General features: G+C 72.5%; 23 protein-coding genes. 7 read left to right on the forward strand and 16 right to left on the reverse strand.

Annotated features, from left to right (window positions below; all coding sequences use genetic code 11):
• Nucleotides 1–88 precede the first annotated feature (88 nt).
• From coaBC to pyrR, 12 genes are all read right to left on the reverse strand, one after another.
• Nucleotides 89–1,273, reverse strand: coding sequence for a bifunctional phosphopantothenoylcysteine decarboxylase/phosphopantothenate--cysteine ligase CoaBC (coaBC, locus tag ACBI99_RS04840; RefSeq protein WP_357586569.1), 1,185 nt, complete (start codon nucleotides 1,271–1,273; stop codon nucleotides 89–91).
• 7 nt (nucleotides 1,274–1,280) lie between these two features.
• Complete coding sequence (rpoZ, locus tag ACBI99_RS04845; protein ID WP_219507237.1) at nucleotides 1,281–1,550, reverse strand: DNA-directed RNA polymerase subunit omega; 270 nt, start codon at nucleotides 1,548–1,550, stop codon at nucleotides 1,281–1,283.
• Between the two features lie 5 nt (nucleotides 1,551–1,555).
• A complete protein-coding gene (gene gmk, locus ACBI99_RS04850) occupies nucleotides 1,556–2,128 on the reverse strand; it encodes a guanylate kinase (protein WP_246645243.1) in 573 nt (190 codons plus the stop codon).
• Nucleotides 2,129–2,267: 139 nt separating this feature from the next.
• On the reverse strand, nucleotides 2,268–2,591 hold the full coding sequence (gene mihF / locus ACBI99_RS04855) for an integration host factor, actinobacterial type (RefSeq protein ID WP_020541698.1): 324 nt from the start codon (nucleotides 2,589–2,591) through the stop codon (nucleotides 2,268–2,270).
• A 401-nt stretch (nucleotides 2,592–2,992) separates the two neighbouring features.
• Nucleotides 2,993–3,691: an orotidine-5'-phosphate decarboxylase gene (gene pyrF / locus ACBI99_RS04860; protein WP_219507235.1), complete on the reverse strand. Its 699-nt coding sequence runs from the start codon at nucleotides 3,689–3,691 to the stop codon at nucleotides 2,993–2,995.
• Nucleotides 3,688–4,665, reverse strand: coding sequence for a dihydroorotate dehydrogenase (locus ACBI99_RS04865; protein ID WP_219507234.1), 978 nt, complete (start codon nucleotides 4,663–4,665; stop codon nucleotides 3,688–3,690). Before ACBI99_RS04865 ends, pyrF begins: the two co-directional genes overlap by 4 nt.
• 11 nt (nucleotides 4,666–4,676) lie before the next feature.
• Entirely contained in the window at nucleotides 4,677–5,543 is an 867-nt protein-coding gene (locus ACBI99_RS04870) for a dihydroorotate dehydrogenase electron transfer subunit (RefSeq protein ID WP_246645242.1), read from the reverse strand.
• 22 nt (nucleotides 5,544–5,565) lie between these two features.
• Nucleotides 5,566–8,853: a carbamoyl-phosphate synthase large subunit gene (gene carB, locus ACBI99_RS04875; RefSeq protein WP_219507231.1), complete on the reverse strand. Its 3,288-nt coding sequence runs from the start codon at nucleotides 8,851–8,853 to the stop codon at nucleotides 5,566–5,568.
• Nucleotides 8,840–9,946 carry a glutamine-hydrolyzing carbamoyl-phosphate synthase small subunit gene (carA, locus tag ACBI99_RS04880; RefSeq protein WP_219507230.1) on the reverse strand — a complete coding sequence of 369 codons (1,107 nt, stop codon included), beginning with the start codon at nucleotides 9,944–9,946 and terminating at the stop codon, nucleotides 8,840–8,842. Before carA ends, carB begins: the two co-directional genes overlap by 14 nt.
• Nucleotides 9,943–11,229: a dihydroorotase gene (locus ACBI99_RS04885; RefSeq protein WP_219507228.1), complete on the reverse strand. Its 1,287-nt coding sequence runs from the start codon at nucleotides 11,227–11,229 to the stop codon at nucleotides 9,943–9,945. Before ACBI99_RS04885 ends, carA begins: the two co-directional genes overlap by 4 nt.
• Nucleotides 11,226–12,143: an aspartate carbamoyltransferase catalytic subunit gene (locus tag ACBI99_RS04890; RefSeq protein ID WP_219507227.1), complete on the reverse strand. Its 918-nt coding sequence runs from the start codon at nucleotides 12,141–12,143 to the stop codon at nucleotides 11,226–11,228. The genes ACBI99_RS04885 and ACBI99_RS04890 overlap by 4 nt, the downstream gene beginning before the upstream one ends.
• Complete coding sequence (gene pyrR / locus ACBI99_RS04895) at nucleotides 12,140–12,685, reverse strand: bifunctional pyr operon transcriptional regulator/uracil phosphoribosyltransferase PyrR (protein WP_219507225.1); 546 nt, start codon at nucleotides 12,683–12,685, stop codon at nucleotides 12,140–12,142. Before pyrR ends, ACBI99_RS04890 begins: the two co-directional genes overlap by 4 nt.
• A gap of 146 nt (nucleotides 12,686–12,831) precedes the next feature.
• On the opposite strand from pyrR, the gene ACBI99_RS04900 reads away from it, so the two are divergent.
• From ACBI99_RS04900 to ACBI99_RS04915, 4 genes are all read left to right on the forward strand, one after another.
• Nucleotides 12,832–14,076 carry an arginine deiminase gene (locus ACBI99_RS04900; RefSeq protein ID WP_219507223.1) on the forward strand — a complete coding sequence of 415 codons (1,245 nt, stop codon included), beginning with the start codon at nucleotides 12,832–12,834 and terminating at the stop codon, nucleotides 14,074–14,076.
• Between the two features lie 9 nt (nucleotides 14,077–14,085).
• Nucleotides 14,086–15,507: an amino acid permease gene (locus ACBI99_RS04905; RefSeq protein WP_219507222.1), complete on the forward strand. Its 1,422-nt coding sequence runs from the start codon at nucleotides 14,086–14,088 to the stop codon at nucleotides 15,505–15,507.
• Nucleotides 15,507–16,397 carry a universal stress protein gene (locus ACBI99_RS04910; protein ID WP_375071745.1) on the forward strand — a complete coding sequence of 297 codons (891 nt, stop codon included), beginning with the start codon at nucleotides 15,507–15,509 and terminating at the stop codon, nucleotides 16,395–16,397. Before ACBI99_RS04905 ends, ACBI99_RS04910 begins: the two co-directional genes overlap by 1 nt.
• Nucleotides 16,398–16,724: 327 nt before the next feature.
• Nucleotides 16,725–17,219: a transcriptional regulator gene (locus tag ACBI99_RS04915; RefSeq protein WP_026214021.1), complete on the forward strand. Its 495-nt coding sequence runs from the start codon at nucleotides 16,725–16,727 to the stop codon at nucleotides 17,217–17,219.
• An 816-nt stretch (nucleotides 17,220–18,035) separates the two neighbouring features.
• Here the strand turns inward: ACBI99_RS04915 and ACBI99_RS04920 are convergent.
• On the reverse strand, nucleotides 18,036–18,482 hold the full coding sequence (locus ACBI99_RS04920) for an SAV_6107 family HEPN domain-containing protein (protein ID WP_219507219.1): 447 nt from the start codon (nucleotides 18,480–18,482) through the stop codon (nucleotides 18,036–18,038).
• A 399-nt stretch (nucleotides 18,483–18,881) separates the two neighbouring features.
• On the opposite strand from ACBI99_RS04920, the gene ACBI99_RS04925 reads away from it, so the two are divergent.
• A complete protein-coding gene (locus ACBI99_RS04925) occupies nucleotides 18,882–19,262 on the forward strand; it encodes an SdpI family protein (protein WP_219507218.1) in 381 nt (126 codons plus the stop codon).
• A gap of 68 nt (nucleotides 19,263–19,330) precedes the next feature.
• A complete protein-coding gene (locus tag ACBI99_RS04930) occupies nucleotides 19,331–20,203 on the forward strand; it encodes a trans-aconitate 2-methyltransferase (protein WP_246645234.1) in 873 nt (290 codons plus the stop codon).
• Here ACBI99_RS04930 and ACBI99_RS04935 read toward each other — a convergent pair.
• Nucleotides 20,180–20,371: a ferredoxin gene (locus tag ACBI99_RS04935; protein WP_219507217.1), complete on the reverse strand. Its 192-nt coding sequence runs from the start codon at nucleotides 20,369–20,371 to the stop codon at nucleotides 20,180–20,182. The genes ACBI99_RS04930 and ACBI99_RS04935 overlap by 24 nt on opposite strands.
• Before the next feature lie 9 nt (nucleotides 20,372–20,380).
• Entirely contained in the window at nucleotides 20,381–21,574 is a 1,194-nt protein-coding gene (locus ACBI99_RS04940; protein ID WP_375071746.1) for a cytochrome P450, read from the reverse strand.
• A 95-nt stretch (nucleotides 21,575–21,669) separates the two neighbouring features.
• On the opposite strand from ACBI99_RS04940, the gene ACBI99_RS04945 reads away from it, so the two are divergent.
• Entirely contained in the window at nucleotides 21,670–22,317 is a 648-nt protein-coding gene (locus ACBI99_RS04945) for a TetR/AcrR family transcriptional regulator (protein WP_219507214.1), read from the forward strand.
• A gap of 1 nt (nucleotide 22,318) precedes the next feature.
• On the opposite strand, the gene ACBI99_RS04950 is transcribed toward ACBI99_RS04945, so the two are convergent.
• Nucleotides 22,319–24,061: a hypothetical protein gene (locus ACBI99_RS04950; RefSeq protein ID WP_375071747.1), complete on the reverse strand. Its 1,743-nt coding sequence runs from the start codon at nucleotides 24,059–24,061 to the stop codon at nucleotides 22,319–22,321.
• Nucleotides 24,062–24,143: the final 82 nt, after the last annotated feature.

Below are 24,143 nucleotides of genomic sequence, written 5' to 3' on the forward strand. Positions count from 1 at the left end.
CCCTTTGGCCCAGTATCCGTAGCTATAGGGAGATCCCGCAACAGGTGATCAGGTAATCCATCCGAGCGGTTAGCTGCCCGTACGGGATTCAGGACAGGCGGGCGGCGACGGCGTCCCAGACGGCGTCGGCCACGTCCTCCTTGGGCCCCCGGGGCACCTCAATGGGGTCGCCGCCGGCGACGAGCACGGTCGCGGCGTTGTCGGGGGTGCCGAAGGCCAAGTGCTCGCCGACCTGGTTGACGACCAGCAGGTCACAGCCCTTGCGGGCGAGCTTGGCCTGCCCGTTGGCGAGCACGTCGTGGGTCTCGGCCGCGAAGCCGACGATCACCTTCGGGTACGCGCCGCGCTCGCGGCCCAGCTCGGCCAGGATGTCGGGGTTCTTCACCAGCCGGATCGGGTCGGGCTCGCCGTCGGTCTTCTTGATCTTCACGTCCTGCCGGTCGGCGGGCCGGAAGTCGGCGACGGCGGCGGCCATGACGACCACGTCGGCGGAGGCGGCGGCGGCCATGACGGCCTCCCGCAGCTCGGCGGTGGTCTCCACCCGCACCACGGCGGCTCCGGCCGGGTCGGGCAGCGCGACGTTGGCGGCCACCACGGTCACCTCGGCGCCCCGGGCGGCGGCGGTGCGGGCCAGCGCGTAGCCCTGGAGTCCGGAGGAGCGGTTGCCGATGAAGCGGACCGGGTCGAGGGCCTCGCGGGTGCCGCCGGCGGAGACGACGACCTTGCGCCCGGCCAGGTCGCGCGGCGCGCCGCGCAGCACGCGCAGGCACACCTGGAAGATCTCGGCGGGGTCGGGCAGGCGGCCGGGCCCGGTGTCGGCCCCGGTGAGCCGGCCGACGGCCGGGTCGATCACGATCGCGCCCCGCTCGCGCAGGGTGGCGACGTTGGCGCGGGTGGCCGGGTGCTGCCACATCTCGGTGTGCATCGCGGGCGCGAACACCACCGGGCAGCGCGCGGTCAGCAGCGTGTTGGTGAGCAGGTCGCCGGCCAGCCCGTGGGCGGCCTTGGCGAGCAGGTCGGCCGTGGCGGGGGCGACCACGACGAGGTCGGCCGCCTGGCCGATGCGCACGTGGGGCACCTCGTGGACGCTCTCCCACACGTCGGTCGTCACCGGGTTGCCCGACAGGGCGGCCCAGGTGGGCTCGCCCACGAACCGCAGGGCGTCACGGGTGGGGACCACCCGGACCTCGTGCCCCGACTCGGTGAACAGGCGCAGCAGCTCGCACGCCTTGTACGCGGCGATGCCGCCGGCGACGCCCAGGACGACCTTCATCGAGCGGTCAGGCCGCGCCTTCGATGGGCTCGGCGTTGAGCAGGCCCTCGGAGACCTCGCGCAGCGCGATGGACAGCGGCTTCTCCTGGGCGTGCGTCTCGACGAGCGGGCCGACGTACTCCAGCAGGCCCTCGCCGAGCTGGGAGTAGTAGGCGTTGATCTGGCGGGCCCGCTTGGCGCCCATGATCACCAGAGAGTATTTGCTGTCGACGATGTCGAGCAGCGCGTCGATCGGAGGGTTGGTGATGCCCTCGGCGACCGGGGCGACTCCTGCCACGATTGTCAGACCTCTCGCTTGGTGGTTGTGATGACCCCCTGAGGGTCGGTCATCAAGGCTATCAGCCGGTGGCACACGTCTTTGACATCCGTGTTCACCAGCGTGAGGTCGAACTCCTCCTCGGCCGCCATCTCGACCCGGCCGGCCGCCAGCCGCCTGGCGATGACGTCCTCGGGCTCGGTGCCCCGGCCGCGCAGCCGCTTCTCCAGCTCCTCCCAGGTGGGCGGGGCCAGGAAGACGAGCAGCGACTCCGGCATGCTGCGCCGCACCTGCCGGGCGCCCTCCAGGTCGATCTCCAGCAGCGTGGGCACGCCCGCCGCCAGCCTTTCGAGCACGGCCTGGCGCGGCGTGCCGTAGCGGTTGCCCGCGAACTCCGCCCACTCCAGCAGCTCACCGGCCGCGACGAGCCGGTCGAACTCCTCGCCGTCGACGAAGAAGTAGTGCACCCCGTGCACCTCGCCGGGCCGGGGGCTTCTGGTGGTCACCGAGACCGACAGCCACACCTCGGGGTGTGCCCGCCGGAGCTCGGCGACGACCGTGGACTTGCCGACGCCTGACGGCCCTGACAGGACCGTCAGCCGCCTTTCGCGCGAGGGGAGGAAGCCGCCGACTCTTGCGCCCGCTCCGACTGCCTCGTGGGCCCTTACACTGCCGGACCAGGACCTGTCGGTCACTTCCTACCCCCCGTTGAACCAGCGTTTTCGTGTGGAACCGAGATTAGCTCTCGTTGCCACCGAACTCGCGCTCGAGGGAGGCCCTCTGGTTCGCGCCGAGACCCCGCACGCGGCGGGACTCGGCGATGGCGAGCCGCTCCATGAGCTGCTTGGCGCGGACCTTGCCCACGCCGGGGAGCGATTCCAACAGTGCCGACACCTTCATCTTGCCGATGACGTCGTCGGTCTGCCCATCCTTGAGCACCTCAGCCAGAGAAACCGCGCCATGCTTGAGCCGGTTCTTGACCTCGGCACGCTCTTTACGGGCCTTGGCAGCCTTCTCCAGGGCTGCGGCGCGCTGCTCAGGGGTCAGGGGAGGAAGAGCCACGCCGGGTCACCTCGAATTTCTGTCGATGTACTCGGACGGGAAGGGAAACTAGCTGGTCATCGCCCCCTAAGCAACGTCAAGAGCGGTTTCTCTCGCCACAAAGTCGACTTCATCACTTTGGGTGATGGTAAAATCACTTTCTGCTGATCAAATCGCCCTCACTTCCCGCTTCTCGGCCGTGCGCGCGGTGCTGCCCGGGGGCGCTACGATGATCACGACAGGGCGGGCGCACTGTGTCCGAAAGCCGGGTTGACCTGTGTCCGAAACCCGTGGGGGACCTTTCGAGATCTTCCTCCGGCGTGCCCTCGCACGAGCGTCACGGCGACGCCTGGCGAGCCGTCCCGCGGAGGGTCCGGAGCCGGGCACTGACACGCGCCCGGCCCCCGGAGCGTCCGCGGCTGTCAGGAAGGGCCGGAGCGGCGCAGGGAGGCGGCGATGGCGGCGGCCGCCGCGCCCGGGTCCGGGGAGCCGGTGATGGGGCGGCCGATGACCAGGAGGTCGGCGCCGTCGGCGAGCGCCTGCTCCGGGGTCGCCACCCGGACCTGGTCCTGGGTGGCCGAGCCCGCGGGCCGGACGCCGGGGGTGATGAGCGTGACGCCCTCCCCCACCTCGGCGCGTACGGCGGCGACCTCGTGGGGGGAGCAGACCAGCGCGGTGGCGCCGGCCTCGACGGAGAGCGCGGCCAGGCGGCGGACGGCGTCGTCGGCGGGCCCGGCCAGCCCGATGCGGGCCAGGTCGTCCTCCGACAGGGAGGTCAGCACGGTGACGGCGGCGATCTGCGTGTGGGGGGCGGCCTCGACGGCGGCCCTGATCATGGCGGGCCCGCCGGCGGCGTGCACGGTGAGGATGGCGGGCCGCAGCCGGGAGACGGCTCTGGCGGCGCCCGAGACGGTGTTGGGGATGTCGTGGAGCTTGAGGTCGAGGAAGACCCGCACCCCGCTGGCCCCGCGCACGGAGGCGATCACGTCGGGCCCGTAGCGCATATAGAGCTCCAGGCCCACCTTGACGGTGCTGACGTGCGGGGTCACCAGCCCGGCCCACCTGGCGGCGGTCTCCAGGTCGGGGGCGTCGAGGGCGACGGCTATGGGAGCGGGAGTCAAGGCGTGCTCTCCTCGGAGTCGACGAGCAGGTGCCGGGGCGCGCTGCCCGGCGGACGGTGGGCCAGGCCGACGGCGTCGGCCAGCCGCTGGAAGCCGCGCGCCCGGAGCAGGTCCTCGAGCTCGCGCTCGATGCGCAGGCACGCGTACGGGTCGTGGAACAGGGCGGTGCCGACGCCCACGGCGCAGGCGCCCGCCAGGATGAGCTGGAAGGCGTCCTGGCCCGTCATGACGCCCCCGACGCCCACGATGGGGACGCCGGGCAGGGCGGCGTGCACCTGCCACACGCAGCGCACGGCCAGGGGCAGGACGGCGGGGCCGGACAGCCCGCCGGTGACGGCTGCCAGCGAGGGCCGCAGCGTCTCGGTGTCGATGGCCATGCCCAGCGGGTTGTTGATCATGGACAGGGCGTCGGCCCCGGCGTCGACGCTGGCGCGGGCGACGGCGACGATGTCGGCCACGTCGGGGGCCAGCTTGGCCACCACGGGCACGTCGTAGCGCATGATGGACCGGACCGAGGCGATCACCTCGGCGGCGGCGCTGCCCTCGCGGGCGAAGACGCGGCCCCGGTCCTCCATGTTGGGGCACGACAGGTTGACCTCCAGGGCGGTGACGCCGGGCGCGTCGGCCAGCCTGCGGGCCAGCTCCGAATACTCCGCCACGGTGCCGCCGCCGATGGAGACGATGGTCTTGATGCCGCGCTGGGCCAGCCAGGGCAGCTCGCGTTCAAGGAAGGCGTCGATGCCGGGGCCCTGGAGGCCGACGGCGTTGAGCATGCCGGAGGGCGTCTCGGCCATCCGGGGCGTGGGGCGGCCGGCGCGCGGCGCCATCGTGATCGAGCGCGTGGTGAGCGCGCCCAGCCGGTGCAGGTCGAAGAACTGGGCCAGCTCGCGCCCGGAGGCGGCGCAGCCGGCGGCCGTGGTGACGGGGTTCGCCAGCTCCACATGCGCCAGGAACGTACGCATATCAACCGACATATCGTTACCCCTCAGCCGGCATGGCGGGCACCGCCCCCCGGGGCGCCGAGAGCGTCGAACGGGATCGTTCCCACGTCCTCGAAGCGCACCCGTTCCCCCCGGAACACCGGCCCCTCCGCACACGCCCGGACCATCCGGGTGACGCCGTCGTCGCCGATGACCGGCAGCACGCACGTCATGCAGACGCCGATGCCGCACGCCATCGCCTCCTCCACCGCCACCTGCACCGGGATGTCGAACTCCATCGCCACCGCGGTCACCGCCCGCAGCGACTCCATCGGCCCGCACGCGTAGACGGCGTCGGCGTGCGTGTCGGCGATCACCGACGGCAGCGCGTCGGTGACCCGGCCGCGCACGCCGAGCGAGCCGTCCTCGGTCGTCAGCGTGGTCGTCTCGGCCATCCGCCGGGCCCGCATCGCGCCGAACACCCGGTCCGCGCTGGCCGCGCCGAGCACGAAGTCGACCCGGCAGCCGCGCTCCAGCAGCGCGTCGGCCAGCGGGAACAGCACGGCCGAGCCGTACTCGGCGCCGACCAGCACGCAGTGCACCGGATCGCGCGGCAGCGGGAACGGCCGGCCCAGCGGGCCGACCAGGTCCAGCGTGTCGCGGGCGCGCCGCTCGGCCAGCCACGCCGTGCCGGGACCGCGCACGGTGAAGACCAGCTCCACCGTGCCACCGTAATCAGACTTGACGTCGTGGATGGACAGGGCGCGCCGCGTCACCATGGACGTGCCGGCGCCCCCGGCCGCGACGGAGACGAAGTGGCCGGGGCGGTAGCGCTCGGCGATGCCGGGCGCCACCACGGTCAGCGCATGGTAGGCGTCGACCCGGCGCGTCGTCAGCACCGTGCCCGTCACCTGCACCGGAGTGCCGGCCAGTCTGCTTCACCTCCTGGGGGAGCTAGCCCCGTAGTGCCTGCGCGTGCTCCTGGAGGGACCGTACGCCGACGTCGCCCCGCACGATCGCCTGGATGCCCGCCGCGGCGGCGGCGAGCCCGGAGACGGTGGTGATGCACGGCACGCCGCGCAGCACCGCCGCGGTGCGGATCTCGTAGCCGTCGAGGCGCGGCCCGGACTGGCCGGGGCTGCCGAACGGCGTGTTGACGATCAGGTCGATCTCGCCGTCCAGGATGCACTGCACGATCGTGGGCTCACCTCCGGGACCGGTCCCCTCGCTGTGCTTTCGCACGATCTTGGCATGGACGCCGTTGCGGCGCAGCACCTCGGCCGTGCCCTCGGTGGCGAGGATCTCGAACCCGAGGTCGGCGAGCGCCTTCACCGGGAAGATCATCGCACGCTTGTCGCGGTTGGCGACGGATACGAACGCGCGTCCCTTCGTCGGAAGCTCACCGTACGCCGCGGCCTGCGACTTGGCGAAAGCCGTGCCGAAGAACGCGTCGATGCCCATGACCTCGCCCGTCGAGCGCATCTCCGGCCCGAGCACGATGTCGACGCCGCGGAAGCGGTTGAACGGCAGCACCGCCTCCTTGACCGCGATCGAGGCGTCCAGCGGCAGCGTGCCGCCGTCGCCGCCGGTCGGCAGCATGCCCTCGGCGCGCAGCTCGGCGAGCGTGGCGCCGAGCATGACCCGGGCCGCCGCCTTGGCCAGCGGCACCGCGGTCGCCTTGGACACGAACGGCACCGTGCGGCTGGCGCGCGGGTTGGCCTCCAGGACGTACAGGACGCCGGCCGACATCGCGTACTGGACGTTGAGCAGGCCGCGCACGCCCACCCCGGCGGCGATGGCCTCGGTGGCGGCGCGGATGCGCTTGATGTCGTGGCTGCCGAGCGTGATGGGCGGCAGCGCGCACGCCGAGTCGCCGGAGTGGATGCCGGCCTCCTCGATGTGCTCCATGACGCCGCCCAGGTAGAGCTCGGAGCCGTCGTAGAGCGCGTCGACGTCGATCTCGATGGCCTCGTCGAGGAACTTGTCGACCAGCACCGGGTGGCCGCCCTCCTGGGCCGCCATGTAGGTGGTGAGCGTCTCGTCGTCGTAGACGATGGCCATGCCGGCGCCGCCGAGCACGTACGAGGGCCGCACGAGCACCGGGTAGCCGATCTCCTCGGCGACGGCCAGCGCCTCGGCGACCGTGGTGGCGGTGCCGTGCTTGGGCGCCGGCAGCCCGGCCTCGGCCAGCACCCGGCCGAACGCGCCGCGCTCCTCGGCCAGGTGGATCGACTCCGGCGAGGTGCCGACGACGGGCACGCCCGCGTCCTTGAGCGCCTGCGCGAGGCCGAGCGGCGTCTGGCCGCCGAGCTGCACGATGACCCCGGCGACGGGGCCGGTCTGCTGCTCGGCGTGCACGACCTCCAGGACGTCCTCCAGCGTGAGCGGCTCGAAGTAGAGCCGGTCGGAGGTGTCGTAGTCGGTCGAGACGGTCTCCGGGTTGCAGTTGACCATGACGGTCTCGAACCCGGCCCTGGCCAGCTCGAACGAGGCGTGCACGCACGCGTAGTCGAACTCGATGCCCTGCCCGATGCGGTTGGGCCCGGAGCCGAGGATGATCACCTTCTCGCGCTCGCCGTAGGGGACCTCGCTCTCCTCGTCGTAGGCCGAGTAGAGGTAGGGCGTGCGGGCGGCGAACTCGGCGGCGCAGGTGTCGACGGTGTTGTAGACGGGCCGCAGGCCGAGCGCGTGACGCAGGTCGCGGACCCGGGCCTCGTCGATGCCGCGGATCTCGCCGATCTGCGCGTCGCTGAAGCCGTGGCGCTTGGCCCGCTGGAGCGTCTCGGCGGTCAGGTCGTCGGCCGCGGCGAGCTCGCGGGCCTCCTCGTCCAGCAGGAAGAGCTGGTCGAGGAACCACGGGTCGACGCTGGTCGCCTCGAACAGCTCCTCGGGCGTGGCGCCCGCCCTGATCGCCTGCTGCATGGTGCGCAGCCGGCCGTCGTGCGGGACGCGGCACTCCTCCAGCAGCTCGTCCTTGGGACGCACCTCGCCGGCCCAGGTGAAGGACGAGTCCTTCTTCTCCAGCGACCGCAGCGCCTTCTGCAGCGCCTCGGGGAAGGAGCGGCCGATGGCCATCGCCTCGCCCACGGACTTCATGTGCGTGGTGAGCGTGCGGTCGGCGCCGGCGAACTTCTCGAAGGCGAAGCGCGGCACCTTGACCACGATGTAGTCGAGGGTCGGCTCGAAGGAGGCCGGGGTCTCCTTGGTGATGTCGTTGGGGATCTCGTCGAGCGTGTAGCCGATGGCCAGCTTGGCGGCGATCTTGGCGATCGGGAAGCCGGTGGCCTTCGAGGCGAGCGCCGACGAGCGCGACACGCGCGGGTTCATCTCGATGACGATCATGCGGCCGGAGCGCGGGTCGACCGCGAACTGGATGTTGCAGCCGCCGGTGTCGACGCCGACCTCGCGGATGACCGCGATGGCCACGTCGCGCATGTTCTGGTATTCGCGGTCGGTCAGGGTGAGCGCGGGCGCGACGGTGACGCTGTCGCCGGTGTGGACGCCCATCGGGTCGATGTTCTCGATCGAGCAGACGATGACGACGTTGTCGGCCTTGTCGCGCATCACCTCCAGCTCGTACTCCTTCCAGCCGAGGATGGACTCCTCCAGGAGCACCTCGGTGGTCGGCGAGGCGTCGAGCCCGGCCCCGGCGATGCGCCGCAGGCCCTCCTCGTCGTAGGCGAAGCCGGAGCCGACGCCGCCCATCGTGAACGACGGCCGCACCACCAGCGGGTAGCCGAGCTCGCCGGCGGCGGCCAGCACCTCGTCCATCGTGTGGCAGATGAGCGAGCGGGCCGACTCGGCGTTGAGGCCGTGCTCGCGGGCGACCTTGGCGACGATCTCCTTGAACTTCTCGCGGTTCTCGCCGGCCTGGATGGCGTCGAAGTCGGCGCCGATCAGCTCGACGTCGTAGCGCTCCAGCACGCCCGCCTCGTGCAGCGCGACCGCGGTGTTGAGCGCGGTCTGGCCGCCGAGCGTGGGCAGCAGCGCGTCGGGCCGCTCCTTGGCGATGATCTTCTCGACGAACTCGGGGGTGATGGGCTCGACGTAGGTGGCGTCGGCGAACTCCGGGTCCGTCATGATCGTCGCCGGGTTGCTGTTGACCAGGATGACCCGGAAGCCCTCGGCCCGCAGCACGCGGCACGCCTGGGTGCCGGAGTAGTCGAACTCGCACGCCTGCCCGATGACGATCGGACCGGAGCCGATCACCAGGACGGAGCTGATGTCCTCACGCTTGGGCACGACGCATGACCTCACAGAACTCGTCGAACAGGTAGGCCGCGTCGTGCGGCCCGGCGGCGGCCTCGGGGTGGTACTGCACGCTGAAGGCGCGCCCGTCGAGCAGGCGCAGCCCCTCCACGCAGCGGTCGTTGAGGTTGACGTGGCTGACCTCGGCCGGCCCGTACGGGGTGTCGAACGGGCCGTCGAGCGGCGCCTCGACGGCGAAGCCGTGGTTGTGGGCGGAGATCTCCACCTTGCCGGTGCGCACGTCCTGGACGGGCTGGTTGACGCCCCGGTGGCCGTAGCGCAGCTTGTAGGTGGAAAGGCCCAGGGCGCGGCCGAAGATCTGGTTGCCGAAGCAGATGCCGAAGAACGGCACCCGGGCCTCCAGGACCTGCCGCAGCGCGGTGACGTCGACGGTGGCGGGGTCGCCCGGCCCGTTGGACAGGAACACCCCGTCGGGCTCGACGGCCATGATCTGCTCGAACGTGGCTCCGGCGGGCAGCACGTGCACCTCGCAGCCGCGCTCGGCCATCCGCTGTGGTGTCATGCCCTTGATGCCCAGGTCGACGGCGGCGACGGTGAACCGCTTCGCGCCGACGGCCGGCACCACGTACGGCTCGGCCGTGGTGACCTCGCCGGACAGGTCGGCGCCCTGCATGCGGGGCGACTGCCGGACGCGCTCGACGAGCTCCTCGACCGGCTCCGACGGGGCGGAGAAGATGCCGGCCCGCATGGCGCCGCGCTCGCGCAGGTGGCGGGTGAGCGCCCGGGTGCCGGGGATGGCGATGCCGACGACGCCCTGGTCCTTGAGGTAGTCGCCGAGCGAGCGGGTGGCCCGCCAGTTGGAGACCACCCGGGACGGCTCGCGCACCACGTAGCCGGCGACCCAGGCGCGGCCCGACTCGGGGTCCTCGTCGTTGACGCCGGTGTTGCCGATGTGCGGGGCCGTCATCGCGACGATCTGACGGTGGTAGGAGGGGTCGGTCAGGGTCTCCTGGTAGCCGGTCATGCCGGTGTTGAAGACCATCTCGCCGAAGGTCTCGCCTTCGGCGCCGTAGGGAGTTCCGTGGAAGACTCGGCCGTCTTCCAGGACGAGAACCGCGTTGGTCACGCCAGCTTCCCTTCGAGAACGGTGGGCTTGCCCCTCAGGAACGTCGCCACGACCCGGCCGGGCAGGGTCATGCCCGTGTACGGAGTGTTGCGGCTCTTGGACGCGAACGCTGAGGGGTCCACCTCGGTGCGGACGGACGGGTCGTACAGGGTGATGTTGGCCGGTGAGCCGGGCTCGATCGGGCGGCCCTGGCCCGCCAGGCGGCCGATGCGCGCGGGCGCGGCCGACATGCGGTCGGCGACGCCCGCCCAGTCGAGCAGGCCGGTGTCGATCATGGCCTCCTGCACCACGCTGAGCGCCGTCTCCAGGCCGACCATGCCCATGGCGGCGGCCGACCACTCGGTCTCCTTGTCCTCCACCGGGTGGGGGGCGTGGTCGGTGGCCACGACGTCGATGGTGCCGTCGGCCAGCGCCGCGCGCAGCGCCTCGACGTCGGCGCGGGTGCGCAGCGGCGGGTTGACCTTGTAGATGGGGTTGTAGGCGCCGGCCGGCGACTCCTCGACGAGGTCGTCGGTCAGCAGCAGGTGGTGCGGGGTCACCTCGGCGGTGATGTTCCAGCCCTTGGACTTGGCCCAGCGCAGGATCTCGACCGAGCCGGCGGTGGAGACGTGGCAGACGTGCAGGCGGGAGCCGACGTGGGCGGCCAGCAGGCAGTCACGCGCGATGATCGCCTCCTCGGCGACCGCCGGCCAGCCGGTCAGGCCGAGCCTGCCGGAGACGACGCCCTCGTTCATCTGGGCGCCCTCGGTGAGCCGGGGCTCCTGGGCGTGCTGGGCCACGACGCCGTCGAACGCCTTGACGTACTCCAGCGCGCGGCGCATGAGCACGGCGTCGCTGACGCACTTGCCGTCGTCGGAGAAGACGCGGACGCGGGCGGCGGAGTCGGCCATCGCGCCGAGCTCGGCGAGCTGGCGGCCGTCGAGGCCGACCGTGACGGCGCCGACCGGGTGCACGTCGCACAGGCCGTACTCGCGGCCGAGCCGCCAGACCTGCTCCACGACGCCGGCGGTGTCGGCGACGGGCGAGGTGTTGGCCATCGCGTGCACGGCGGTGTAGCCGCCGCGGGCCGCCGACTGGGTGCCGGTGAGCACGGTCTCGGCGTCCTCGCGGCCCGGCTCGCGCAGGTGGGTGTGCAGGTCGACGAGGCCGGGCAGCGCGACGGCGCCCTGCCCGTCGATCACCTCGCCGCCGGTCAGGCCGGTGCCGACCTCGGCCACGACGCCGTCGGCTATGCGGATGTCGACCGGCTCGCCGCCGAGAATCCGGACGTTGTGAATGATCACGCGATCTCCCCCCCGAGGAGCAGGTACAGCACGGCCATGCGGATGGTCACCCCGTTGGCGACCTGCTCGACGATCGTCGAGCGGGGCGAGTCGGCCACCTCGGCGGCGATCTCCATGCCCCGGTTCATCGGACCCGGGTGCATGACGATGGCCTCCTCCGGCAGCTTGGCGAACCGGTCACGGTCGAGGCCGTAGCGCCGGGAGTATTCGCGCTCGCTGGGGAAGTAGGCGGCGTTCATCCGCTCCTTCTGCACGCGCAGCATCATCACCGCGTCGGACTTGGGCAGCACGCCGTCGAGGTCGTAGGAGACCGCGCACGGCCAGGTGTCGACCGAGACCGGCAGCAGCGTCGGCGGGGCCACCAGCGTGACCTCGGCGCCGAGCGTGTGCAGCAGCAGCACGTTGGAGCGGGCGACCCGGCTGTGCAGCACGTCGCCGACGATCGTGATGCGGCGCCCGTCGAGCGAGCCGAGGCGGCGGCGCATCGAGAAGGCGTCGAGCAGCGCCTGGGTGGGGTGCTCGTGGGTGCCGTCGCCGGCGTTGACCACGCTGCCGTGCACCCAGTTGGCCAGCCGGTGCGGCGCGCCGGACGAGCCGTGCCGGATGACGACGGCGTCGGCGCCCATCGCCTCCAGCGTCAGCGCGGTGTCCTTGAGCGACTCGCCCTTGGAGACGCTCGACCCCTTCGCCGAGAAGTTGATCACGTCGGCGGACAGCCGCTTGGCCGCCGCCTCGAACGAGATCCTGGTGCGGGTGGAGTCCTCGAAGAACAGGTTGACCACCGTGCGCCCGCGCAGCGTGGGCAGCTTCTTGATGGAACGTTCCGAGACTCTCGCCAGCTCCTCGGCGGTGTCGAGGATGAGCAGCGCGTCGTCGCGGGTGAGGTCGCCGGCGGAGATGAGATGACGGTTCATCTGGCGTCCTCCTTCATGAGCAGGACCGCGTCGCGCCCGTCGATCTCCTGCAGGAAGACCTTGACCTTCTCGCTCTTGGCCGTGGGCAGGTTCTTGCCGACGTAGTCGGCGCGGATCGGCAGCTCGCGGTGGCCGCGGTCGACGAGCGTGGCGAGCTGGACGGCGGTCGGCCGGCCGAGGTCGTTGAGCGCGTCGAGGGCGGCGCGGACGGTGCGGCCGGAGTAGAGGACGTCGTCGACGAGGACGACGGTCCGGCCGTCGATGCCGTCGGCGGGCACCTCGGTGCGGCCGAGCGGGCGGACGGGGCCGCGGCGCAGGTCGTCGCGGTACATGGTGATGTCGATCGAGCCGACGGGGATCTTCAGCCCCTCGAACTGCTCGATGCGGTCACCGAGCCGGCGGGCCAGCGTGGCGCCGCGGGTCGGGATGCCGAGGAGGACGACTTCGTCGGCGCCCTTGGTTCGTTCGAGGATCTCGTGCGCGATGCGCGTGAGCGCCCGATGGATGTCCGGGCCTTCGAGCACGGCCCTGGATTCGGACATGAGGGATTCACCACCTTTCCCGCCTCACAGGACGGGTCTTAAAGGATGCTGGTCGGCACACACAGTACCAGGCGGCTACCAGCGGCAACGGCGGGGTAGGCGTCAGGTGATGGGTCACACAGGGGGTTTCCGGGGATAGAGGGAAAATGACATTTCACGTCGATTCGGAGGTGGGCCGGCTCCACCAGGTCCTGTTGCACCGGCCGGAGCTGTCGCTGAAGAGGCTGACGCCGTCCAACAAGGACGCCTTCCTCTTCGACGACGTGCTGTGGGTGCAGCGGGCGGTCGAGGAGCACCGCGAGTTCGAGCAGGTGCTGCGCGGCCGGGGCGTCGTCGTGCACCTGCTGTCGGACCTGCTCGGCGAGACGGTGGAGATCCCCGAGGCGCGCAAGCACATCCTGGACGCGGTCGTGGACGAGCGGTGGCTGGGCCCCGTGGCGGTCGACGACATCCGCAACGCGCTCGACGCCATGGACGCCGGCACGCTGTCCACGTACCTGACCGGCGGCATCACCCGCGGCGAGCTGGCCGCGCTGGGCTGCGAGCCGCGGTCGGTGGCCTTCCACACGCTCGGCCGCGACGACTTCATCCTGCCGCCGCTGCCCAACCACCTGTTCACCCGCGACACCTCCTGCTGGGTGTACGACGGCGTGTCCATCAACGCCATGAAGAAGAAGGCGCGGATGCGCGAGACGGTGAACATGGAGGCGATCTACCAGTTCCACCCGATGTTCGCCGGCGGCTTCGACCGGCCGGGGCCGGGCGGCTACCACGTGTGGATGCCGGGGCACGCGGTGGCGCCGGCCACGCTGGAGGGCGGCGACGTGCTCGTCATCGGGCGCGGCGCGGTGCTCGTCGGGATGAGCGAGCGCACCCAGCCGCAGGCCGTGGAGATGCTGGCCCGCAACCTCTTCAGGGCCGGCTCGGCGCGCCGCATCGTGGCGCTCAACATGCCGAAGGCCCGCGCGTTCATGCACCTCGACACCGTCATGACGATGCTGGACGAGGGCGTGTTCACCAAGTACGCCGGGCTCGGCATGCTGCCCGCCTACACGATCGAGCCCGGCCGCAACGACAAGGAGCTGCTGGTCACCGACCATCCGCCGCAGGACATGCACGCCGCCATCGCGCACGCGCTGGACCTGCCGGAGATCACCGTGCTGACGCCGACGCAGGACGTCTCCGCCGCCGAGCGCGAGCAGTGGGACGACGGCTGCAACGGCCTGGCCGTCGAGCCGGGCGTCGTCATCGCCTACGAGCGCAACACCACGACCAACAACTACCTGCGCGACAACGGCATCGAGGTCATCACCATCCGGGGCAGCGAGCTCGGCCGGGGCCGGGGCGGGCCGCGCTGCATGAGCTGCCCGCTCGAACGCGACGGCATCTGAGGGCCCGCCGTGTCACTGATCCGCGGCCTGCTGCGCACCAAGCCGGCCGAGCGCATCGTCGCCGAGGGCGGCCGGGGCGAGGGCGGCGAGCTGCGCCGCACCATGTCGCTGTGGCAGCTCACGCTCTTCAGCGTGGGCGCCACGCTGGGCACCGGCATCTTCGTCATCCTCGGCCAGGCCGTGCCCAAGGCCGGACCGGCGGTGGTGCTGGCGTTCGTGCTGGCGGCGATCACCGCCCTGTTCTCCGCGCTGTCGTACGCCGAGCTCGCCGGGACCATCCCGGTGTCCGGCTCGTCCTACTCCTACGCGTACGCGACCATGGGCGAGCTCGTGGCCTGGGTGTGCGGCTGGTGCCTCATGCTGGAGTACGCCGTCTCCGTCGCCGCCGTCGCCGTCGGCTGGGGCGAGTACCTCAACGCCTTCCTGTACGGCCTGACCGGCTGGACGCTGCCCGACGCCGTCACCCGCTCGCCCGGCCAGGACGGCGGCGTCGTCAACGTCACCGCGATCCTCATCGTGCTGCTGGCCACCTGGGTGCTGCTGCGCGGCTCCTCCGAGAGCGCCACGGCCAACAGCGTGTTCGTGCTCATCAAGATCGCCGTGCTGGTGTTCTTCTGCGTGGTGGCGTTCACCGGCTTCCAGGCGGGCAACTTCGCCCCGTTCGCGCCGATGGGCGTCGCCGGGGTGACGGCCGCCGCGTCGCAGGTGTTCTTCTCCTACATCGGCTTCGACGCCGCCTCCACCGCGGGCGAGGAGGCCAAGAACCCCAAACGCGACCTGCCGCTGGCCATCGTGCTGTCACTGGCCGTCGTCACCCTGCTGTACGTGCTCGTCGCGCTGGCCGCCATCGGCGCCATGCCGTGGACGGACTTCGACCCCGAGAGCACCGAGGCCAGCCTGTCGCTCATCGCCGACCTGGCCACCGGCTCCACGTGGGCGGGGCTCGTCGTCTCGTTCGGCGCGGTGATCGCGATCGCCAGCGTCGTCCTGACCGTCATGTACGGCCAGACGCGCATCCTGTTCGCCATGTCCCGCGACGGGCTCGTGCCGCGGATCTTCCAGCGGGTCAACCCGCGCCGCCAGGTGCCGGTCGCCAACACGCTCATCGTCACGCTGTTCATCGCGGTGCTGGCCGGGCTCGTCCCGCTCGGCCAGCTCGCCGAGGCCACCAGCATCGGCACGCTGTTCGCCTTCGCCATCGTCAACGCCGGCGTGCTCGTGCTCCGCTACCGGCGCCCCGACCTGCCGCGCAGCTTCCGCGCCCCGCTGTTCCCCCTCACGCCGGTGCTCGGCGTCATCCTGTGCGTCCTGGTGATGGCCGGCCTGGCCGGGGTCACCTGGGCGGCGTTCGGCCTGTGGATGCTGGCCGGGCTCGTCTGTTACTTCCTGTACGGCTACCGCCACTCGCGGTTGAACGCCGAGGTGCGCTGATGCGGTTCGAGAACGTGCTGACCGGATTCATCCCGGAGGCCCGGGGCCGCGACGGGCTGACGCTGGCCGTGCTGCTGGCCAGGCAGACCGGCGCGCGGCTGACGGTCGCCGCCGTCAAGCCGCCCGCCTGGGGCCCGCCGGGACCGGCGCGCGCCGACGCCGGGGCGTGGGCCGCCTACCTCGACGAGCAGGCCGCCGCCACCCTCGACCAGGCGCGCGAGCTGACCGGCGAGCTGGCCGGCAAGGAGATCGGGGAGAACGCCGCCTACCTCGCCTACACGCACAAGGGCAGCGGGCGCGGGCTGGTGGAGCTGGCGCGCAAGCGCTCGGCGGACGTGGTCGTCATCGGGTCGGCGCCCGGCGGCGGCAAGGACCGTATCGCCCTCGGCAGCACCGCCGACCAGCTCCTGCACGCCTCGCCGGTGCCGGTGCTGCTGGCCCCGCGCGGCTACGCCGACGAGCCGCCCGCCGCGCTTGAGCGCCTCACCGTCGCCTACCGGCGCGGCCCCGGCGCGGACGCCGCCGTCAAGCGCGCCGCCGCCATCGCCACCGGCCTGGACCTGCCGCTGCGCCTGGTCACGCTGGTGCTCAGGAGCGGCCGCCCGGCCAGGGCCGAGGAGGAGATGCTGGCCCGGCTGCGCGACCAGGCCGCCGCCGACCTGAAGTCGGCCGCCCGGGGCCACCGGCGGCGCACCCAGGTGGAGGTGGAGATCCTGGAGGGCCGCAACGTCGCCCAGGCCATGCGCGCGGGCACGTGGCTGCCCGGCGAGCTGGTCATCTGCGCCTCCAGCGACTCGGGGCCACTCAGGCGGGTGTTCCTCGGCGACACCAGCATCAAGATCGTACGGGCGGCGACCAGGCCGGTCATGATCCTGACCCGTCAGCCCTGATCCGCTTTCGCCCCGGTGCCGAAACCGGCCCTGTTACTCGGCAAACTATGACGAAGTAGTGTTACCACCGGGACATGAGGGGCTTAAGTGGCGTTCCATACCGGATCGGATTCGGCATCTTTTTTCCAATCAGCTTGACCTTAGGCGTCCACCCCTTTACCGTCACTGAGCGTAACCAACACCGCGCGGCGTTCCCGGGGGCAGCCCGGGGGCCACGGCCACCCCATGGCGCCGGACCCGGCACCGTACCCCCGGTGGCTCAGGCATTCGCCGCAAGGGAGCACAATCTACTGAGAGCTATAGATACGAGAGCCGGGGGGCCACACAATGCCGTCTGAGTACGCAAAGTCGCTGGGTGCACGACTCCGCGCCATCCGCACCCAGCAGGGCCTGTCCCTGCACGGAGTCGAAGAGAAGTCGCGCGGCAGGTGGAAAGCCGTGGTCGTGGGCTCGTACGAGCGCGGCGACCGCGCCGTCACCGTGCAGAAGCTTGCCGAGCTTGCCGACTTCTACGGGGTGCCCGTCTCGGAGCTGCTGCCGGGCGGCGCCGCGCCGAGCCCGCTCGGGCCGACGCCCAAGCTTGTCATCGACCTGGAGCGGCTTGCCACCCTGCCCAAGGAGAAGGCCGGCGCCCTGGCCCGCTACGCCGCCACCATCCAGAGCCAGCGTGGCGACTACAACGGCAAGGTCCTGTCGATCCGCCAGGAGGACCTGCGCTCCCTTGCGGTCATCTACGACAAGTCGCCGAGTGAGCTGACGGAGGAGCTCATCAGCTGGGGCGTCCTCGACGCCGAGGCCCGGCGCGCCGTCGAGTCCTTCTGACCCGCGACCGACTCCCCAAGGGGCGCCCGAGACCCACGGAGCGCCCCTTTTTCATGCTCATTTACTGGCATGTTGACCGTTTTAGGACAAACCCAACAAAGCACGCCAATCTGGTCACCATTCCCGCCCTCTCCCGCCGCCGGCCGCTCCCCAACCCACCCCGCCCCTTCTTCGGGGCCCAGGACCGGCCCTGCGGGCACGTGGGAGCGTTCCCTAAGGGCCGGAGAACGCTCTCCAGGCGACGAACACACCCAAGGTGCCCCAAGGGGCCACAAGTGCCCTCCTGGGGCGCGGAAACCGCCTTCCCGGGCGCTGGGGCCGCCTTCGCGAAGGACTTGGCCCGCCGCTGCCCGCTGGGATCGCCTCCGGGAAGGCCGGCCGGGGGCAACGCCCCCAAGGGGACGGGCCGTGAACGCGCACGGAAAGACCGGGCCCTGGGCGCGCGCCCGGGAAGAATGGGCCAGGGCTGCGCCCGGAGGACCCAGCCGGGGCCGCGCCCGGGAAGACCAGGCCAGGGTGGCGGCGGCCTTCACGGGAGCCGGGGACGACCTGCCTGCGGGCCCAACGGGCTTCCCGCCACGCGGTTCGGCCGTCCGCGGTCCCGGGAGAGGCGTGAGGGCGGCGCGTCGGAATCGGGCGCGGGCCGTCGACGGCATGCGCGTACGCCGAACGGGGGCTGCCGCGCCGGGCAGCCCGGAGCGCCGCCACGGCAGGCGGCCCGGCCGCAGGCGTCACACCACGGGCGTGAGGCCGGGCAGCGGCGGCGCCCTCACGTGCCGGACGTGAGGGTCCACCCGCGTGCGAAGCGGGAGGGCGTCAGCCCGCGAGGGGGACGGCGGTGGGGAGCTGGGGCTGGGCGGGGACGCCCAGGAGGTCCTCCACCGTCGAGACGAACGTGTCGGCCTCGGCCAGCAGCTCGTCGGCGTCGGCGGCGCTGACGCCGCGGACCATGCCCGCCTCGGCGGCGGCGCGCTTGGCGGCGCTCACCGAGAAGTAGGCGGCCCACTCGGCGAGCTGGGGCTCGGCCTCGGGCAGCAGCTCCCAGGCGCTGCGCAGGCGACGCCGGCGGCCTTCCATGGGCCGGGGGCGGGCGGCGAGGATCGCCGCTGCCGCGCGCAGGGCCGCGAGGTGGGCCGACACGTAGCGCGAGGCCGGGGTGCGGGCGGCGGCCGCCTCCGCCAGGCAGGAACGGGAGTCGGTCAGGTGTGCCCGAACCGCAGGCGACAGCCGGGGCCCGGGCGTGTCTCTGTGCCGTGGTGCCATCTTGCGCGCCTCCTTCGAGTCGTGGGGCGACTCCCCGGCGTCCAGCCGGTGAGGTCAACAATCGCAGACCGCACCGACATTTCCGCCGGGCCGGCCGGACGAGGAGCTTCCCCTCTCCCCGTCCGGCCAGGACGCGCCCACTCGTCTCCGCCGACGACGAGGACGCGCCCTTCGCCCGTGGAGCCTGGCCGCGGGTGCCGCGTGGGGGAAGCGGCACCCACGACCAGGTCCGACGACGTGAGCCGCGAGCCTCACGCCACTAGGTCGAACATAATTTCGATCACGCTCGGTGTCAACCTGTTCCACGAACACAGGTTCGATCAGCGTGTCCCAAGAGCCGCCGAACCGTCGCCCGGGGGAGGCCTGACGCCCGTCCCGGCCCTGGCTAGCATGACCGGCATGGGCCCCGTTCTGATGACCGCGATCCTGACCCTTCCTGCTCTCGCGTTGCTGCTGGTCCCGTTCCACGACGAGTCCGGCGCGGCCGACTCCCGTAACGGCCTGGCCGGGTTGCGCACCCGCGAGACGCTGGCCTCGCGTGAGGCATGGGACGCGGCGCACGCCTGGGCGCGGGGGCCGATGCGCGGGCTGGCGCTGGTCATGGCGGGGGTGCTGGCCGCCGCCGTGGCCGCCGAGGCGGCGCTGGACCTGCCGGAGCCGGCCGGGGTGGCGTTCGCCCTGGCGCAGGCGCTGCTGCTGGTGGGCGGGCTGGCGCTGATCGGCCGGCGCGCGCACCTCGTGGCCGCCCGGGTGAACCGGGAGCTCGCGACCGGCTCCTGACGTCCGGGAGCGCGTACGCCCGGGAACGTGCCATCCGCCCCGACTTCACACCCCCGAGGAGAGGCTCCATGACCGTCGCGTACGACACGAGCTCGCTGGCCAGGTTCACCGGGGCGGTGCGGGGGCGGGTGCCGCTGCTGATCGGCGCGGTGGCGATCGGCGCGCCCGCCGCGTTCGCCTTCGACGCGGGCCTGCAGCTCGGCGAGGACGTGATGCACCTGGGCGGCCCGCTGAGCCTGCGCTCGGTGCGCAACCGGCTGTCGCGGCTGCTGTACGACCGGCGGTTCGGCGTCAGCACGGCCGATTTCGCCGATCTGTCGGACTTCGGGCTCGACCATCCGGAACGGGTCTACTACTCCCCCGCCCACTGGGGCACGCTGCGGCGCGCGCTGCCCCGGGACCACGTGGGCGGCGGCGACGTGTTCGTGGACCTGGGCGCGGGCAAGGGCCGGATGGCGCTGGAGGCGGCCAGCCGCTACCCGTTCAGGCGGGTGATCGGCGTGGAGCTGTCGGCGGAGCTGACCGAGGTGGCGCGGGCGAACCTGGCCGGCACCCGGCTGCGGCTGCGCGCGGGCGGCGTCGAGTTCGTCAACTCCGACGTGCTGGACTACGTCATCCCGGACGACGCCACGGTGGTGTTCCTGAACAACCCGTTCAGGGGCGAGATCTTCGCGGCCACGATGGACGGCCTGATCGCCTCGGCCGACCGGCGGCCCCGCCCGATCACGGTGATCTACTTCAACCCGGTCGAGGAGGCGTACCTGCTCGGGACCGGGCGTTTCCGCCACGTGCGCACGGTGACGCGCCGCGGCGGGCGGCCCGGCGACGTGTACGGGACGACCCGCGTGTACGAGGTCGTCCCGGCCGTCAGTGACGCCGGTGGCCGCCGGCCCGTGGAGGACGGGCGGCCACCGGCGTCAGGCGATCGCGATCGCCCCTGACGGGCAGAGGGTCACGGCCCGGCGGACCGCGTCCTCCTGGTCGGCGGGCGGCTCGGGCTTCAGCAGCATGACTGTGCCGTCGTCTTCGCTCTGGTCGAACACCTGGGGCGCGGTGAGCGCGCACATGCCCGCCCCGATGCAGACCGTGGTGTCGGCTTTGATCTCCATGTTCTAGACCTACCAGGTGACGGGCAGCCGGTGCACACCGTAGATGCTCATGTCCGTGCGCATGGGCACCTCGTGCGGCTCCACGGCCAGGCGCAGATCGGGGAAGCGGCGCAGCAGGGCCGCGTAGCCGATGCGCATCTCGATGCGGGCGAGCTGCTGGCCGAGGCACTGGTGGATGCCGTGGCCGAAGGCCAGGTGGCCGCCCGCGGGCCTGGTGACGTCGAGGGTGTCGGCGCCGGGGAAGCGGCCGGGGTCGCGGTTGACGACCGGCAGGTGGAGGGTGACGGCGTCGCCCTTGGCGATGAGCCGCCCGCCGATCTCGACGTCCTCCAGCGCCGCCCGGATCGGGCCCAGGTGGATGATGCTGAGGTAGCGCAGCAGTTCCTCGACGCCGTTGTCGACCACCGACGGGTCGTCGCGCATGGCGGCGAGCTGGTCGGGGTTGGTGAGCAGGGCGTAGGTGCCGAGGCCGAGCATGTTGGCGGTGGTCTCGTGCCCGGCGATCAGCAGCAGGATCGCGACGCCGGTGAGCTCGGCGTCGTCCAGCTCGCCGCCCACGGCCAGGCCGCTGAGCAGGTCGTCCTCGGGGTGTGCGCGCTTGCGTCCGATGAGGCCGCTCAGGTACGCGGAGATCCGGCCGAGCGCGGCGAGCGCGTCGTCGGCCTTGGTCTCCAGGTTGACCAGGATGCGGGAGTCGTCCTGGAACCGCTCGCGGTCCTCGTACGGGACGCCCAGCAGCTCGCAGATGACCAGGGACGGGATCGGCAGCGCGAACGCCTCGACCAGGTCGGCGGGGCGCGGCCCGGCCTCCATGGCGTCCAGGCAGGATTCGGCGATCTCCTGGACGCGCGGTTCGAGCAGTTTCATCCGGCGGACCGTGAACTGGCCGGTGAGGAGCTTGCGGTAGCGGGTGTGCTCGGGCTGGTCCATGCGCAGGAAGAAGCCGGGCGGGACGCTGAACCTGCCGGCGTCCTCCGGTTTGAAGCCGGGCCGGGCGATCGGCGGGTGCATGAGCTCGGGCCGGTTGCTGAAGCGCGGGTCGGCCAGCACGGCGCGGGCCTCGTCGTAGCCGGTGATCAGCCAGCCCTCGTGGCCGTCGGCGTACGTCATCCGGTGGACCGCGGCCTGCTGCCGGATGCGCGTGAAGGTGTCCGGCGGGTCGAAGGGGCGTTCGCGCCGGGTGGTCATGGTCAGATCGGTCATCTGATGGGCTCCTCTCGCCTCGATCTCCAGAAAAGCTCATCGGATGCAAATTTGCAACAGGTGAAAAACGAACTCGCATGCAGTACAGTTCGCACATGTCAGGACTGCGGGAGCGCAAGAAGCAGCGCACACGCCGGGCGCTGGCCGACGCCGCGATCCGGATGTTCACCGAGAAGGGCTACGAGGAGACGACGATCGCGGAGATCGCGGCCGCGGCCGACGTGTCGACGCGCACGTTCTTCGGCTACTTCGCCAGCAAGGAGGACGTGGTCTTCTACGACTCGGCCGCGCGGCTGGAGGAGTTGCTGGCCCGCGTCGCCGACCGGCGGCCGGGCGAGCCGGTGGCCGAGCTGCTGACGCGGGTGCTCCAGCACGGCATGGACTCCGCGGTCGGCGGTGCGAGCCACGTCCTGGACGAGGCCAAGGGGCGCATGGACCTCATCATGAGCGTGCCGGCGCTCCAGGCGCGTGGCCTGCGCCTGCTGTTCGACAGCCAGTTGCGGCTCGCCGAGGCGGTGCACGAGGCGTACGCCGGCGAGCTCGACCTGGTGGAGGCGGCGGCCGTCGTCGGCTCGCTGGTGGGCGCGGTCAAGCTCGCCACGATGGCGAGCCTGAACAGGGGCGACGTCGGCGATCAGGTGTGGGAGGTGATGGCCATGGCCGCCGGCGTCGCCGTGCGCGGCCTGGCCCACTGGGACCCGGCCGATCCGGGTGGCGCCCGTCCCGGGAGGATGTCCGCCTGAGTCACCTCCTGGGTGACGCGGGGCACGCCGGGTCGCGCCAGGCCGTCCACCCGTGCCCCTTTCCGCCCTCGCCGGTGGCTACCCACCCGGCGGGCGGCGGCCCGGCGTCCTCGGGCACGAGCGCGCTGCAGGCGCCCGGCGGCGGCCCCTGCTTGCGGCCGTCGTACAGGTCCAGGGCCGTCCACCACACGCGGTGGGTGAGCGGCACCCAGATCCCCCAGTGGACCCGCGTGTCGACCGCGAACCCACCGCCGGGCGGCGGCGCGTGCAGCCAGCCGGTGGCGGGGGCGGGCGGCGCCTTCGGGGCGAGGTCGGCGGCGAAGGCCACGTGCACCGCCGCCAGCACCGCCGTGGCCACCACGATCCGGGTACGGCGGCGGGCGAACAGGCAGGCGGCCGCCAGGCAGGCCAGCAGGATCAGCGCCGCCCGGGACGTCGCGACCAGGTCGAGCGCGTCGCGTACGCCGCTGAGGAAGGACGTCTCGGGGAAGTCGAAGGCGATGTACGCGTAGCGGCGCAGCCGGTCCCCCGCGTACCAGGCGGCGACGCCCCCGGTGGCGGCCAGCAGCGCGGCCGAGGCGGCCACGTGCCGCAGCGCCGCCGCCCGCCGGGCGCGCACCAGCACGAGCAGCCCCGCCAGCATCCAGGCGACCGCCACGCACGACAGGTAGCGGCCGTAGGCGTAGTTGCCGACCCGGTGCTCGTCGGGCAGCGCGGCCGAGGAGGCGTAGGCGATGCCGAGCGTCACGGCCAGCAGCGCGGCGGCCGTCACCCGGCGCGCGAGCGGCCCGCGCCGCACGGTGACGACGGCGGCCCCGGCCAGGCCGACGCCCGCGAGCCCCCACGTTCCGGCGATCAGGTACCAGAGCTGCCCGGCCGCCCCGGACAGCGCCCACGCCTGCCCGTCCGGCGTGGTGAGCCGGGAGACCAGCAGCGCGGTGAGGTCGCGGGGCCCGCGCGGGTAGAGGGCCGCGGACACCGCCGCGTTGAGCGCCCACCCGGCCGCCGCCACCGCAGCGGCCACCAGCGCCCCGGGGAGCACGGCGGTCCCGTACCCGCGGCGGGCGAGCACGAGCCCGGCCATGAGCACGACGAGGACGGCCAGGACGACCGTGCCGCGCAGGTGCACCGCCGTGGCGTACGCGGCGAGCGCGCCCGCGAGCACCCCTGCCCGTGCTCCCGGCCATGCCCTCGCCCGGCCGGGACCGCGCCTGACCAGGTCGTGCACGGCGAGCAGCCAGCCGAGCACGATGCTGGGCAGGATCGCGTCGGCCAGCGCCAGCCCCGAGAACAGCAGCCCCGGCGGCGCGAGGGCGGCGGCGAACCCCAGCGCCGACGCGCCCCGCCGGCCGATCCCGAACCGCCGCAGCAGCAGGTACGCCAGCGGGAACGCCGTGGCGGCGGCCACCGACCCGGCCACGACCACCAGCCGGTAGACGGTGGCGGGGTCGGAGGTCAGCCAGTGGATCGGCGCCAGCAGCAGCGGGTAGCCGCCCCGGTAGAACGTGGTGCCGCTGAAGTCGGCGGCGGGCCCGCCGGCCAGCCAGCGCGCCCCGGCGAGATAGCCGGTCTCGTCCGGGTTCGCCACCGGCCCGGCGTGGTAGCGCGACAGCCACAGCCTCACCAGCACCTGGGCCACGAAGCCCGCCACCAGCAGGCTCGGGAGCGCGAACCGGCGGCGGGCGCGCGGCGGCCGTTCCGGCGCGGCCGGCGGGACGACGGACGGGACGGCAGCGGACAGCACGGATCTCCCCCAGTGCCGTCACCGGGTCCCTCCCGGCGCCGGCCCGGAGAGTCCACCAAGCGCCGCATAACCCCCACGTCAC

The organism is Nonomuraea sp. ATR24 (assembly GCF_041950485.1).
Lineage (GTDB): Bacteria > Actinomycetota > Actinomycetes > Streptosporangiales > Streptosporangiaceae > Nonomuraea > Nonomuraea ceibae.

Excerpts from the sequence above, each read along its gene's own strand:
- coaBC (WP_357586569.1), bottom strand. The coding sequence starts at position 1,273 with ATGAAGGTCGTCCTGGGCGTCGCCGGCGGCATCGCCGCGTACAAGGCG.
- ACBI99_RS04865 (WP_219507234.1), bottom strand. The coding sequence starts at position 4,665 with ATGTCGGTTGATATGCGTACGTTCCTGGCGCATGTGGAGCTGGCGAAC.
- ACBI99_RS04890 (WP_219507227.1), bottom strand. The coding sequence starts at position 12,143 with ATGAACCGTCATCTCATCTCCGCCGGCGACCTCACCCGCGACGACGCG.
- pyrR (WP_219507225.1), bottom strand. The coding sequence starts at position 12,685 with ATGTCCGAATCCAGGGCCGTGCTCGAAGGCCCGGACATCCATCGGGCG.
- ACBI99_RS04900 (WP_219507223.1), top strand. The coding sequence starts at position 12,832 with ATGACATTTCACGTCGATTCGGAGGTGGGCCGGCTCCACCAGGTCCTG.
- ACBI99_RS04910 (WP_375071745.1), top strand. The coding sequence starts at position 15,507 with ATGCGGTTCGAGAACGTGCTGACCGGATTCATCCCGGAGGCCCGGGGC.
- ACBI99_RS04915 (WP_026214021.1), top strand. The coding sequence starts at position 16,725 with ATGCCGTCTGAGTACGCAAAGTCGCTGGGTGCACGACTCCGCGCCATC.
- ACBI99_RS04920 (WP_219507219.1), bottom strand. The coding sequence starts at position 18,482 with ATGGCACCACGGCACAGAGACACGCCCGGGCCCCGGCTGTCGCCTGCG.
- ACBI99_RS04925 (WP_219507218.1), top strand. The coding sequence starts at position 18,882 with ATGGGCCCCGTTCTGATGACCGCGATCCTGACCCTTCCTGCTCTCGCG.
- ACBI99_RS04930 (WP_246645234.1), top strand. The coding sequence starts at position 19,331 with ATGACCGTCGCGTACGACACGAGCTCGCTGGCCAGGTTCACCGGGGCG.
- ACBI99_RS04935 (WP_219507217.1), bottom strand. The coding sequence starts at position 20,371 with ATGGAGATCAAAGCCGACACCACGGTCTGCATCGGGGCGGGCATGTGC.
- ACBI99_RS04940 (WP_375071746.1), bottom strand. The coding sequence starts at position 21,574 with ATGACCGATCTGACCATGACCACCCGGCGCGAACGCCCCTTCGACCCG.
- ACBI99_RS04945 (WP_219507214.1), top strand. The coding sequence starts at position 21,670 with ATGTCAGGACTGCGGGAGCGCAAGAAGCAGCGCACACGCCGGGCGCTG.